The sequence below is a fragment of the Flavobacterium davisii genome (assembly GCF_019565505.1).
Taxonomy (GTDB): Bacteria; Bacteroidota; Bacteroidia; order Flavobacteriales; family Flavobacteriaceae; genus Flavobacterium; species Flavobacterium davisii.
The window spans coordinates 23,388-37,032 of record NZ_CP067378.1 but is presented as its reverse complement, the minus strand read 5'-3'; the positions used below and the strand labels follow the sequence as shown (position 1 = coordinate 37,032).

Annotated in this window: 12 protein-coding genes and 2 pseudogenes; 11 read left to right on the top strand and 3 right to left on the bottom strand. The window is 27.5% G+C overall.

Translation table 11 applies throughout. The features are described from left to right. Positions 1 to 60: 60 nt before the first annotated feature. The 3 genes from JJC05_RS17790 to JJC05_RS00185 are packed head-to-tail and all read left to right on the top strand — an operon-like array spanning position 61 to position 1,581. The gene (locus JJC05_RS17790; RefSeq protein ID WP_309597376.1) at positions 61 to 561 is read left to right on the top strand and encodes a DUF294 nucleotidyltransferase-like domain-containing protein; all 501 of its coding nucleotides are present in this window, start codon (positions 61 to 63) and stop codon (positions 559 to 561) included. Beyond that, the gene (locus tag JJC05_RS17785) at positions 558 to 1,016 is read left to right on the top strand and encodes a putative nucleotidyltransferase substrate binding domain-containing protein (RefSeq protein ID WP_309597375.1); all 459 of its coding nucleotides are present in this window, start codon (positions 558 to 560) and stop codon (positions 1,014 to 1,016) included. The genes JJC05_RS17790 and JJC05_RS17785 overlap by 4 nt, the downstream gene beginning before the upstream one ends. A gap of 1 nt (position 1,017) precedes the next feature. Then, positions 1,018 to 1,581 carry an exonuclease domain-containing protein gene (locus tag JJC05_RS00185; protein ID WP_105197051.1) on the top strand — a complete coding sequence of 188 codons (564 nt, stop codon included), beginning with the start codon at positions 1,018 to 1,020 and terminating at the stop codon, positions 1,579 to 1,581. Between the two features lie 124 nt (positions 1,582 to 1,705). On the opposite strand, the pseudogene acs reads toward JJC05_RS00185, so the two are convergent. Next, positions 1,706 to 3,612 (bottom strand): annotated as a pseudogene (acs, locus tag JJC05_RS00180) (acetate--CoA ligase). Positions 3,613 to 3,908: 296 nt separating this feature from the next. Here acs and JJC05_RS00175 point away from each other — a divergent pair. Then, positions 3,909 to 5,342: an MBOAT family O-acyltransferase gene (locus JJC05_RS00175; RefSeq protein WP_105197053.1), complete on the top strand. Its 1,434-nt coding sequence runs from the start codon at positions 3,909 to 3,911 to the stop codon at positions 5,340 to 5,342. Next, the gene (locus JJC05_RS00170) at positions 5,342 to 6,217 is read left to right on the top strand and encodes a hypothetical protein (RefSeq protein WP_105197054.1); all 876 of its coding nucleotides are present in this window, start codon (positions 5,342 to 5,344) and stop codon (positions 6,215 to 6,217) included. The genes JJC05_RS00175 and JJC05_RS00170 overlap by 1 nt, the downstream gene beginning before the upstream one ends. 340 nt (positions 6,218 to 6,557) lie before the next feature. On the opposite strand, the gene JJC05_RS00165 is transcribed toward JJC05_RS00170, so the two are convergent. Continuing rightward, the gene (locus JJC05_RS00165; protein ID WP_105197055.1) at positions 6,558 to 7,388 is read right to left on the bottom strand and encodes a universal stress protein; all 831 of its coding nucleotides are present in this window, start codon (positions 7,386 to 7,388) and stop codon (positions 6,558 to 6,560) included. Positions 7,389 to 7,815: 427 nt separating this feature from the next. Between JJC05_RS00165 and JJC05_RS00160 the strand changes: the two genes are divergently transcribed. Together JJC05_RS00160 and JJC05_RS00155 are read left to right on the top strand one after the other, a co-directional pair. Next, on the top strand, positions 7,816 to 8,526 hold the full coding sequence (locus JJC05_RS00160; protein ID WP_127823054.1) for an AAA family ATPase: 711 nt from the start codon (positions 7,816 to 7,818) through the stop codon (positions 8,524 to 8,526). A gap of 5 nt (positions 8,527 to 8,531) precedes the next feature. Then, complete coding sequence (locus tag JJC05_RS00155; RefSeq protein ID WP_127823053.1) at positions 8,532 to 9,266, top strand: YggS family pyridoxal phosphate-dependent enzyme; 735 nt, start codon at positions 8,532 to 8,534, stop codon at positions 9,264 to 9,266. A 390-nt stretch (positions 9,267 to 9,656) separates the two neighbouring features. On the opposite strand, the gene JJC05_RS00150 is transcribed toward JJC05_RS00155, so the two are convergent. Next, positions 9,657 to 10,307: an HAD family hydrolase gene (locus JJC05_RS00150; RefSeq protein ID WP_088394373.1), complete on the bottom strand. Its 651-nt coding sequence runs from the start codon at positions 10,305 to 10,307 to the stop codon at positions 9,657 to 9,659. Between the two features lie 96 nt (positions 10,308 to 10,403). Between JJC05_RS00150 and JJC05_RS00145 the strand changes: the two genes are divergently transcribed. The 4 genes and pseudogenes from JJC05_RS00145 (at position 10,404) to JJC05_RS00130 (ending at position 13,492) form a co-directional block, all read left to right on the top strand. Beyond that, positions 10,404 to 10,946 (top strand): RNA polymerase sigma factor, encoded by a 543-nt coding sequence (locus JJC05_RS00145; protein WP_235877889.1) that lies wholly within the window; start codon positions 10,404 to 10,406, stop codon positions 10,944 to 10,946. Between the two features lie 30 nt (positions 10,947 to 10,976). Then, positions 10,977 to 11,363 (top strand): hypothetical protein, encoded by a 387-nt coding sequence (locus JJC05_RS00140; RefSeq protein ID WP_105197059.1) that lies wholly within the window; start codon positions 10,977 to 10,979, stop codon positions 11,361 to 11,363. An 18-nt stretch (positions 11,364 to 11,381) separates the two neighbouring features. Beyond that, positions 11,382 to 11,825 (top strand): sensor of ECF-type sigma factor, encoded by a 444-nt coding sequence (locus JJC05_RS00135; protein ID WP_235877888.1) that lies wholly within the window; start codon positions 11,382 to 11,384, stop codon positions 11,823 to 11,825. 183 nt (positions 11,826 to 12,008) lie between these two features. Then, a pseudogene (locus tag JJC05_RS00130) lies at positions 12,009 to 13,492 on the top strand (aminotransferase class V-fold PLP-dependent enzyme). Positions 13,493 to 13,645: the final 153 nt, after the last annotated feature.

Here is a 13,645-nt window from a genome sequence, read left to right as displayed (position 1 = left end):
GAAGCTAAAAGAGCCAACTCTTCATTAGAATTAAGAGCTGTTTATAAATCCATGGCATCTATGATGCAACAAGCACTTACAAAAAATATACCATTGCAACATCTTTATAATGTAGCTGGTGAAATTATATTAGCAATTATTCATCGTTCTGTAGAATTAGCTATTTTAGATTTAGGTTCTCCTCCTGTACCTTTTGCATTTTTAAGCATCGGAAGTCAGGGAAGAAAAGAACAATTATTATTAACAGACCATGATAACATGTTAATATATGCAGATGTAGAGATACAACAAGCTAGAAATGCTCGTTTTTATTTTAGCCAATTAGCTAAAAAAGTTGCTGAAACACTTGAAAAGTTAGGCTATAAACATTGTGAGTTCGGAAATTCTATAACAAATGAAAAATGGTGTAAACCCTTAGGAGAATGGATTATGCAATATGAAAATTGGATTAAATCTCCAGGGAATTTACTAATGAACATTGTGCCATTTTTTTTGATTATGAATTTGTATATGGAGATCAGAGTTTTGAAACTGCTATTACCGATACGATTAATAAAATGAAGAATAAAGTTTTATTTTTAGACTATTTAGGAAATGATGCACTAAAAAAACCAGCGCCCTTAAATTTCTTCAAAAAATTTAATGAGGAAGATACAGGGCCATATTATGGTAAATTCAATATTAAAGAAAAAGCGCTTAATCAAATGGTAGATATAGCCCGTTTGTTATCCATACAATTTGAATTAAAAGGAATAAATAACACTTATTCTAGATATAAAGAATTGGCTATAAAAAATGCGGAAAATGAGAACATTTATCGTCAGGCATCCGAAACATTTTTGTTATTATCGAAATATAGAATTTTAGAAGGTTATAAAAACGATAATACGGGTGAGTATATAGATGTAGAACATTTACCTAAAATAGAAAAAGAACGCTTGAAAGAATCTCTTTCTGTATTAAAAGATTTAGAAGAAATAGTAAAAGATACCTTTCAATTAACACAATTTTCATAAAATGCTCGATTGGTTAAAACATTTAGGAAAAGAATATCCAGATTTTTGGAAAAATTATTTAGTTCAATTAGAAACACCTTCTATAAGAAAAGTTGCTTTGCATATTGAAACAACAGGATTAAATCCTTTAAAAGATAAAATTATATCTATAGGGGCTGTTGTCATTCAACATAATCAAATTATCGTTGAACAAAGTTTAGAAATTGAATTAGAAAAGGATAAAATAATGAATGCTAAAGAGTTGACTTATGAAGAAGCTCAAGCCATTGAAGCCTTTATCCATTTTATAGGTAATGCTACACTTGTTGGACATAGAATACATTATGATATTGATATTTTAAATGAATATCTTTCAAAGTTACATAGCGGTCGTATCAAAAATAATTTATTAGATGTAGAAGTCATGGAAACTAGAATTTTGGATCTAAATTCTAAAAATTTTTCACTAGAAGAACTATTTTCTACCTACAAAATAAAAAATCCTGAAATACAAACTTCAGCGAATTTAGCATTTAATATTGGTTTGTTGTTTTTAAAAATGAGAGGGAAACTAAAAATTAATTAAACCCAGATTACGCAAAAGTTTCTATCTATTTCAAAAACTAAATCAAAAAGGAGGAATTATATATCATATAATTCCTCCTTTTTTGAGAGTTATAAACTTAAATGATGATTTAATACAATTTATTTTAGACACTCTCTTTTTTTATTTCTTCAACTATTTCTGGATTTAATAATGTAGAAATATCTCCAAAGTTTTCCAAATCACCAGAAGCTATTTTTCTTAAAATTCTACGCATAATTTTACCTGAACGAGTTTTAGGTAAACCGCTAACAAACTGGATTTTATCTAATTTAGCAATTGGACCTACTTGATCTGAAATAATTTGGTTAATTTCAATTTTTAAATTTTCACGATCACGATGTTCTCCTGTTTCTTTTAAAATGACAAAACCATACAAAGCATTTCCTTTTATATCATGAGGAAATCCAACGATAGCACTTTCTGCCACAGCAGGATGCTCATCAATAGAATCTTCAATAGGTGCTGTTCCTAAATTATGTCCTGAAACAATAATAACATCATCTACTCTACCTGTAATTCTATAATATCCTACTTCATCACGTAATGCACCATCTCCTGTGAAATATTTACCAGGAAATTGTGAAAAGTAGGTTTCTTTATAGCGTTCATGATCTCCCCAAATAGTTCTAGCAATACTTGGCCAAGGAAATTTAATACACAAACTTCCTACTACTTGATTCCCTTCTATTTCATTTCTTAATTCATCCATTAAAACAGGTTGTACACCGGTAAAGGCAGTGTTGCATAAGTAGGTTTAGTAGGAGTTACAAATGGTATTGGTGCTATCATAATTCCGCCTGTTTCCGTTTGCCACCAAGTATCTACCAAAGGACAGCGTTTTCCTCCTACATGATCATTATACCAATGCCACGCTTCTTCATTAATAGGCTCACCTACTGAACCAATTACTTTTAATGATTTTAAAGGAAATTTTTGTACGTAATTTAAATTTTCTTTAGCTAAAGAACGAATTGCTGTAGGAGCTGTGTAAAATTGCGTTATTTTATGTTTTTCTATTATTTGCCAATAGCGTGAAAAATCAGGGTAAGATAATATTCCTTCACTTATGACTGTTGTTGCACCGTTTAGAAGTGGTCCGTATAAAGAATAAGAATGTCCTGTAATCCAACCTATATCTGCTGTACACCAAAAAATATCGCCATCATTATAATTAAAAACATTTTTAAAAGTATAAGCGGTATAAACCATATAGCCAGCCGTAGTATGTACCATTCCTTTAGGCTTACCAGTAGAACCTGAAGTATATAAAATAAACAAAGGATCTTCAGCATCCATAATTTCGGCTACGCTAGTATCTAAAGCATTATCTAATAAAGGTTGTAACCAATGATCACGCCCTGCTTTCATGTCTATCGTATCTTTAGTCCTTTCTACAACTAAAACTGTTTTAACAGCATGACAGCGCTCTAATGCTTCATCTACAATACCTTTTAAATTAATTTTTTTATCACCTCTATAGGCACCATCTGATGTAATTACCATTTTTGCTTGACAATCATTTATACGAGCTTCTAAAGCGCCTGCTGAGAAACCTGCAAAAATAACGGAATGAACAGCTCCTATTCTAGCACAAGCCAAAATAGTAATTGCTAATTCTGGTATCATAGGTAAATAGATACAAACTCTATCGCCTTTTTCTATTCCTTGTTCAAGTAAAACATTGGCCATTTTTGAGACTTTTTGATAAAGCTCATTGTAACTAATCTTTTGTGATGTTTCCTCTGGATTATTGGGTTCAAAAATGATAGCTGTTTTATCGCCACGTCTAGCTAAATGACGATCAATACAATTCTTTGTTATATTAACTTTTGCATCAATAAACCATTTAAATTCAGCTTTTTGCATGTCAAAGTCAAAAACTTTATCCCACTTCTGATACCAAATAAAATTTTCATCGGCTATTTTATCCCAAAATTTTTTGGGTTCACGTACCGATTTTTTATACATTTTAAAATAGTTTTCTAAATCCTTTATGGTATAATAACTCATGATTTGCCTTTTTATAAAATGGTTTATGACTCGTTAAAATTCTAAAAAGCGAAAATACCATATTTATAATGAGTTCGCAATTTATAAATGATTAAATATTCGCAAAAAGTAAAAAAAAATCTACTTACTATATTTAAAAAAATCTATTTTTCTATTTTAATTGAAAAGAATAAAACAAAACAATATCCAAACAAGTATAATTTAAATTATTTTTGCACATTCAAAATCGTTAAAAAATAGGTATAAGTGGTTTATTCATTTTTATGAGTTTGTGTTTTTTAATAAAATAAGATAAAATGTTTTTTAATTCCTTAGAATTTGCAATTTTTTTACCTGTCATCTTTTTTCTCTATTGGTTTGTTTTTAATAAATCGAAAAGAAGTCAAAATACCATATTAATTATAGCTAGTTATTATTTTTATGCTTGTTGGGATTGGCGTTTTTTATTTTTATTAATTTTTTCAACACTTTTAGATTATATATCAGGTATCCAGATTGAAAATAGTAAAAATGAAAGAATTTCTAAATTTTGGTTTTGGCTTAGTATTGGAATAAACTTAGGTTTTTTGGGCCTTTTTAAGTATTATAACTTTTTTGTACAGTCTTTTGCTGATCTATGTGACAAGATAGGATTTGAAATACATCCTTATATGTTAAAATGGGTCTTACCTGTAGGTATTTCATTTTACACTTTTCATGGTTTATCTTATGTTATTGATATCTATAAAAAAAGAATTAAAGCAGAATATAATTTTATTGATTATTCTTTATTTGTTAGCTATTTTCCTTTATTAGTAGCGGGGCCTATTGAAAGAGCCACTCATTTACTCCCACAAGTAAAAGTTAAAAGAATATTTCATTTTGAAAAAGCAAAAGAAGGATCTTATCAAATTATATGGGGCTTGGTTAAAAAAGTGGTAATTGCGGACTCTTGTGCTTTATATGCTAATGCTATTTTTGATCATTCAGACACTATGAATAGTTATTCACTACTATTAGGAGCTATTTATTTTGCCTTTCAAATATATGGTGATTTTAGTGGTTATTCTGACATTGCCTTGGGGACTTCAAAATTATTTGGAATAGATTTATTAAAAAACTTTGATTATCCTTATTTTTCTAGAGATATTGCTGAATTTTGGCGTCGTTGGCATATTTCCTTATCCTCTTGGTTTCGTGATTATTTATATATTCCTCTAGGAGGAAGCCAAGGTGGAAAATGGATGCAAGTTCGTAACACATTCATAATCTTTTTAGTTAGCGGATTTTGGCATGGAGCTAATTGGACTTTTATTATGTGGGGACTTATAAATGCTATTTATTTTTTACCATTGTTGATATTAAATAAAAATAGGAATAATGTTGGAAACATAGATTTTAAATGGAATTTTTCTGGAATTAAAACCTTACTAAATATACTAAATACTTTTGTTCTTTCTACTTTAGCTTGGATATTTTTTAGAGCTAAAACGATAACAAATGCTTATAATTATATTTATAGATTATTTACTAATAGAGATTTCACTACACAATATTTAGATAATGAACGTTATTCTCATGAATTAATCCCTTTAGTAGTATTATTTATCATTTTTGAGTGGTTTAATAGAGGTAAAACGGAACCTATTTCGGGAAGATTTGCTTTTATAAAATTATTTATTTTGATTTTAACTTTAATTGCTCTAGGTGTTTATTCTGATTATAAAGAATTTATATATTTTCAATTCTAATGAAAAAATTTTTAAAACATAGTTTAGTACTATTATGTATTGTTATATTAGGTAGTATTTTTCTTGATCTAACTTATACCTTTATTCTTTCTTCTTCTAATAAAAGAAATAAAATTGAATATGTATTGCATATAAAACCCCAAAAATATGATGTCGTTATTATGGGAACATCTCGTGCTAATAATCATTTTATTCCTTCTCTTTTTGAAAGAAAAGGTTACAAAACGTTTAATTTTGGTATCAGTGGTTCTCATCTTTTTGAAACTAATTTATTATTAAAAATAATGCTTCAACGAAAGGTTAAAATCAAAAATTTATTACTAGAAGCTGATTTAAGCGTTTGCAATGAAAAAAGAGATGAAGGAACAACAGCACGTTTTATGCCCTATTTGCATACTAATTCAATTATAAAAGATCATTTTAAATCAGAAGCAGATTTCTTACAACTTTATTATATTCCTTTTTATCGCTATATAAAATTTGATAGCAAAATTGGTTTTAGAGAAGTAAAAAATGCTTTTTCAAAAGAAAAAACAAACTTATTAGATAATAAAGGTTACTATCCTCTAGAAGGTACTAATTGGCGGAGAATGAAAAATAATATTGCTGGATTAAAACCTATTCGAAATCATTATTTAGATGATATCAAAGAAATATGCAGAAAAAATAATATTCGTTTAATTTTAGTCATGACTCCTATGTGTAAGTGTACCAAAGGCATGAATTATTTTTCTAATGTAAATAAAATTTACCCCGAAATTTATAATTTTGAAAACGCGGTAACGGAAGATTATTATTTTTCATCCTGCGGTCATTTAAATAACAAAGGAGCTATTAAATTTACCAACTATATACTAAATCATCTTACATTTTGATTGGAAATAATTAATATTTTTTTAAATAAAATTAATTATCGATTTCCTTGTTCAAGTTATTTTGTAATTGATATAATTAAAAAGAAGGTGTCCTAAAGGACACCTTTCTGCCATTTTCGACCATAGGAAAAAGAGATGATACTCATGATATGTCTTGTTTCGCCTGTTTGAGTAAAGTTTTCAAGTTTCTTATTGTCCAAATGACAGATTAGACGTTGAATTTTAACTTTTCAGCCCCCTCCTTTTTAATTATTTATATTTGAAGTCATTTACTTTTTTATACAGTATAGCAAGTTACAGCTAATTAAAAAAATTGAATTACTCCTTATTAATAAGATGATTAAGCATGATGTACTAGTATCGGAATATGTACTCTATGTGTCATTTTTTGAGTGAGCCTTTTAGTAAATAATTCTGTAAAAAAATCTCTTTTATAGGTAACCATACCTAACAAATGTATTTGATGATTATCAATAAAATTCTCAATTCCATCCATTACATTTTCTGATGTATCAAAGACAAAATGAACCTTATCACTTTCAAAATTTTCTTTCCAAGAATTTATTATTTCATCAGATACTTTATCTGCTGAATTTACAACATGTAAACATTTGATGGTACAACCTAATTTATTAGCTAAATCTATTGTATTTACAAAAGCTTCTTTATCCGTTTCCTTAAATCGGGTGGTAAAACCTATAGTTTCCCAATCTTCTGTATTACATCCGTCAGGTAAGACTAATGTAGGTACATTACCTGTTAAAATAACGGAATCAGTATTTGTTCCCATAACTCTAGAAAACCAATCATCATCTCCAGAAGTTGACATTACGATAAAATCTACTAGTTCTTCTTTTACACATTGATTTATACTTACATTTAACTCACCCAAAACAATTTTATGACTTATTTCTACATCTTCTAGTCCTTTTGAATAAGCTAATTCACTTAATTTTTTATTATTTTCTTTAAATAGTTCAAATTCATCTAAATCAACACTTGAATACAACATATTAGCACTCAAAACACTTGATTGCACATCTATAATGGGCAAATTATAGCTATGTAATAAAAGCACTTTTGCTTGGTTTTTTTTTGCTAATTTTAATGCAAAAAGACTGGCTTTATTAGCTGCATCTGAAAAATCGGTAGGAACTAAAATGGTTTTCATATATATTAAGTTTTAGTTATGATAGTTTATTTCTTAAAATTTTTAGCTTTAAAAGAAGGACTTAGTAATTCACTATTTTTTTAAAATATTGCGACTTAAATTTAGTGAAAAATCTAAATGAAAGTCAATCGGAAAGATCTCTGTTCTCCCCTATTTTATGCCTGATTAAATTGCTCTTCCTAATTTGTAATCTAATTTAGATCTAAATAATAATAAAAATGATGATAATTGTCATTTGATATATTTAAATAGAGGCAATCTAAAAGATACAAGACTTTTTATTTCTCTTTTTATCTTCACTATCAAGTCTAATGCAGAATTTTGGATAAAGATAAAAATTAAGCTAAATTTTCACTTGTTTTTGTTAGGCTTCCTAATTATATTTGAAAAATAAAATAATTCTTTTAACTCAGATTCTGAACTATTTATGAATTTACAGAACCTTATAATAACAGACAAAGAACAGATCGCTCTAAATGACGTATTTCTAGATGAAATCAGTAAAAAAAACATAAATCAGCTTATAAAAGAGCATATTTATTTTGATGAATTAAATAAATATGGACTGCCTGTAAATAATAAAATTTTATTACATGGCAATTCAGGTTGTGGAAAAACAATGACAGCTAAAGCTATTGCAAAAGAATTAGATAAAAATATTTTAATACTCAACTTAAGTAATATAGTATGCTCACGTATAGGAGAAACATCTCAAAATATTAAACAAATTTTTGATAAAGCCAGTCGAGATCATGCTATTTTATTCTTAGATGAATTTGATCAAATTGGAAAAGCAAGAGAAAATGATGATAAGGACGTAGGTGAAATGAGAAGATTGGTAAATACCATTATACAACTTATAGATTATTTCCCAAATAAAGCTTTATTAATATGTGCCACAAATCATCCTGAAATTATTGATATCGCTTTATTAAGACGTTTTCAATTACAAATTAATTTCAAAATACCTCAAAAAGAAATCTTAGATCAATATTATGATACTCTTTTATCAAAATTTCCTGAAAATTGTCAAAACATAGAACGTAAATATGACATATCCTTTGCTGAAGCTAAAGATTACATATATACCGTTATAAAATCAATAATAATTGCATCCTTGGAAAAAAACAAGAAATAAATCTTATGGAAGAAAAAATTATACAAAATATAAAAATTATAGAAGAACGTATAAATAATGCTTGTAAAAAAAGTAATAGAAATCCAAATGAAATAAAATTACTATTAGCAACTAAAACCGTTTCCGCTGAACGCATCAAAATAGCCTTAAATAATGGAAACAAATTAATAGCGGAAAACAAAGTACAAGAATTAAAAGAAAAATATGAATTATTAAAAGAAATTCCTCATACAAATCATTTTATAGGACATTTACAAACCAATAAAATAAAAGAGATTTTAAAATATGATGTTTCTTGTATTCAATCTCTTGATCGTTTGGATTTGGCAGAAAAATTACATCAAAGATTACAATTTGAAAATAAAACAATAGAAGTTTTAATACAAATAAATACCTCCAATGAAAATAGCAAATTTGGTATAGCGCCTGATGAAGTTTTTCATTTTATACAAAAAATAGCCCAGTTTAGTACCCTAAAAATAAAAGGTCTTATGACAATAGGATTATTTAGTAATGAAAAAGATAAGATACGTGAATGTTTTCGATTACTAAAAAATATTCAAGAAAAAATAATAGCTCTTGATATTCCAAATGTAGAAATGCAAGAACTTTCAATGGGCATGAGTGGAGATTTAGAAATTGCAATAGCAGAGGGAGCAACGATCATAAGAGTTGGTACTGCAATATTTGGACAAAGAATTTATCCTGATAGTTATTATTGGGATGAAAATAAAATTTAATTTTTTAGATGTAAGGAAAAATTAACAGAGACTTCAAAATAATATTTTAAACCCAGATTCCATATTAAACTTTCTTATAAAACAAAATTTTCAATAAATTCAACTGCTTACGGAAAATTTTATAAGAAAAAAATAGGAACTATTTTCATACTTAAAAGAAAGCAAGTGCTTAAATTGTAATGAATAACCTGAAATAAATTGGCTTCGGCAATTCATTTTCTTCGAGTATAATAGGGAATTTGGGTTAAATGTATTGTCAGGAATACTAACAAATAATAAAAAAACTAATAATTCTTATTTTTGTAGTATAATGATTTATTAATTGTATATCCATCTTGAAAGGTTATAATCACTCATTACTCTCTCATTAATATATTTAAAACAAATCATTTAAATTATACTTTTTAAAAAATTGAATTCATCAAAATGATGAATAATTTCATTAGCCAAAGACAAATCTTGTAATTTAGAATTAATACTATTATAACCCACACAATAAATTCCTGCTGCATGAGCCGCTCGAACCCCATTAGTACTATCTTCAATAATAATACAGTTTTCTTTAGGAGCTATTGAAAGTGAAGCAGCATGTAAAAATATAGCGGGATCTGGTTTTGATTTTGGAAAATCTTCTCCACTTACTTTATGTGTAAAATATTGATTTAAATCAAACCGATTAAATACCCGATTTATCGTACTTTTTGAAGCAGATGAAGCTAAAATGAGTTGAATATCTTCAGCATGCAATTTTTTAATCAAATCCAATACACCTTCAATTAATTCTAAATCAGGTTTCGTATCAAAAGCCTCATTAAAAAGTGCCCTCTTTCTCAATATAAGTGCCTCCACCTCTTCTTTTAAATTAAAATTTTCTTTTAATTTTTGAAAAACATTTCGTGTAGAATTACCAGTAAAAGAAGTATACATAATCTCAGGAACCGTTATAGACAACTCTTTAAAATGTTCATAATAAGCATACTTATGAACAGGTTCTGTATCTACAATAACCCCATCCATATCAAAAATGACAGTTTTAATCATAAAATTTAATTTTAAACCCAAAGATACAAAGGCTTTTTATATTTAAAATTAAACCTTTTTAAATATCTTTAGTCTTATACTGAAAGCCTAACTATCTTGCAAGACGAAATTCTTTTTTTAGCAGAACTTTTAAATTCTAAAACTCAAAATGAAGCTTTTAGGAAGTTAATTCGTATGTATCAAAAACCATTGTATTATCATATACGAAATATAGTAATAGATCATGATGACACAGACGATATTTTGCAAAATACATTTATAAAAGTATTTCAAAATCTTCAAAATTTTAAAGGGGAAAGCAAACTTTATTCATGGATCTATCGTATTGCTACAAATGAAGCTATCAGTTTTTTAAATAGTAAAGCCAAGAAAAAAGGTTTATCTAATGACGAATTAAAAGCAAAAATGATACAAAAATTAGAAGCCGATATTTATTTTGATGGAAACGAAATTCAACTAAAATTACAAAGAGCCATAGCTTCACTACCGGAAAAACAACAACAAGTATTTAAAATGAAATATTTTGAAGAATTAAAATATGAAGAAATTAGTCAAATATTAAAAACTTCTGTAGGAGGATTAAAAGCCTCCTACTTTCATGCTGTCAAAAAAATTGAAGATTTTTTAAACTCAAATTAAACCTTTCCTTCTCAATGATGTCCTATTAATATGAATCAAATTAATATAAATACAGACCCTAAAATTAATGCTGGTTATCAAGTACCTGATGATTATTTTTTAAATTTTGAAGATCGTCTAATGTCAAAAATAAACCAGAAAACAAAAACAGCTAAAGTATTTTCTATTGGACAGAAAAAAAACATTTGGCTATATGGAGTTGCTGCCGTAATAGTTCTATCTATTTTTACTTGGATTTATTTTTATCAAACGAATACTTCTACCTTGGTCTCTACACAAGAATATTTAGCATATTCAGACGATATAATGACTGAAGATTTAGTTGATTATTTAACAAATGAAGATTTAACAGATTTAGAAAAGGAACTTACTTCTATAGATCATCAAATGTCTATTTATTTGAATGAATACTTATAACTAATTATTAAAAATACTATGAAAAAAATAATTATACTTTTTATATTTCTATCATTTCAACTTAGTTCTGGACAAGAAAAAACAGAAAAGATAGAGAAAATAAAAGCATTACGTATCGCTTTTATATCTGATAAATTAGAATTAACTCCTGAAGAAGCCGAAAAATTTTGGCCTGTATTTAATCAATTTGATAGTAAACATTTTGAACTTCAAAGACAAAAAAAGAAACTAATGCAAGAACTAAATGTTAATGAAGTTACTTCTTTATCTGATAAAGAAGTGCAAAATTTAATGGATCAAGAAGAAAAAATAGAAACTGAAATTAGACAAAATAAACGATCATTAGTTAAAAGTTTACAAGGAGTTATTCCAAATCAAAAAATTATTCAATTAAGACAAATAGAGATAGAATTTAAACAAAAATTACTTAATCAAATAAAAAAAAGAAAATTTGAAAAATAAATTAGTTTAAGCTTAAAATCAAATTAATTCATCTTTTATTATTTCTTAATAATAGATGAAATCTAAAATTTCCTCTAAACGAAATCATTATAAAAAATAAATAGTACAAATTATTCATCATTTTTTTAAAAATCTATTCCAAAATAAGTAAATAATGTATATTTGGATCCAAATAAGAAACAAATGATTACAACTGAAAAATCTACAACATTAGAACAATATTTTTTAAAATTTAGAGAAAATATTGTAGGAATTAATCAAGAATTTGATTCACCTTTTGGAAGAAAAAAATCATTTACACAGATTGGACTGCCTCAGGGAGATTATACAGACCAATTGAGGAAAAAATATTAAACGATTTTGGTCCTTTTGTGGCAAATACTCATACTGAAACGACTGTATCTGGGACAGCTATGACCATGGCTTATCATCAAGCTCGAAAAATTATTAAAAACCATGTAAATGCTGACGAAAATGATGTTTTAATTACAGATGGTACAGGTATGACGGGAGTAGTTAATAAATTTCAAAGAATTCTCGGTTTAAGAATATCTGAGAACTTAAAAAGTTATACTAATATCCCCAAAGAATTAAAACCCATTGTATTTATTTCTCACATGGAGCATCACTCTAATCAAACCTCTTGGTTAGAAACCATTGCCGATGTAGTAATAATTCCAGCCAATGAAGAAGGTCTTTTTGTTTAGAAAATTTTAAAAAAATAATAGCGCAATATAGCGATAGAAGCTTTAAAATAGCATCTATCACATCTTGTTCGAATGTTACAGGCATTAAAACGCCTTACCATGAAGTAGCAAAAATCATGCACCAAAATGGAGGTGTATGCTTTGTAGATTTTGCTTGCTCAGGACCTTATGTAACAATTAATATACATCCTGAAGATCCTGAAGCCTATTTAGATGCCATTTTCTTTTCTCCCCATAAATTTTTAGGAGGGCCAGGAACTTCTGGAGTGCTCATCTTTAATAAAAATTTATACAAAAATAACGTGCCTGATTGCCCGGGAGGAGGTACTGTATCATGGACCAATCCTTGGGGAGAACATAAATATATTGACAATATAGAAGATCGTGAAGATGGTGGTACTCTCGGTTTTCTTCAAGTTATAAAAACAGCATTAGCCATTCAGTTAAAAGAAAAAAATGGGTGTAGCAAATATTTTAAAACGTGAAAAAGAAATTGTTGATTACATATTTAATGAATTAAAAAAAGAACCGAATTTAACCATATTATCCGAACAACATCAAGACCGATTAGGCGTTATTTCATTTTATATAGATAATTTACATTATAATTTAGGTGTTAAGATATTAAATGATCGTTTTGGTATTCAAACTCGTGGTGGATGTAGTTGTGCAGGTACTTATGGTCATTATTTATTACATGTTGATCAAGACAAATCAAATGCTATCACTTGTAATATAGATTCTGGTGATTTAACTGTTAAACCCGGATGGATACGAATGTCTATACACCCTACTACAACTAATCATGAAATTGAATTAGTTTGCAAAGCCATCTGTTCCTTAGCTCAAAATCATCAAGAATGGTCTAATGATTATTTATACAACACTAAAACCAATGAATATACTCATAAAAATGCACAATCTATTGATAATTTAATTAAACATTGGTTCGACATTTAAGTCAATACAAAATAGAGATTAACTTAATATTTCCTTCGAATCGAAGAGCCAATAATAAATACAATCACTGAAGATCTATGAAAAAAGGAAACTTAGTGAGGTGAACCTGTGTTGAGCTCTTCGATAAAATCAGAGTTTGTTTCCTGATTATGA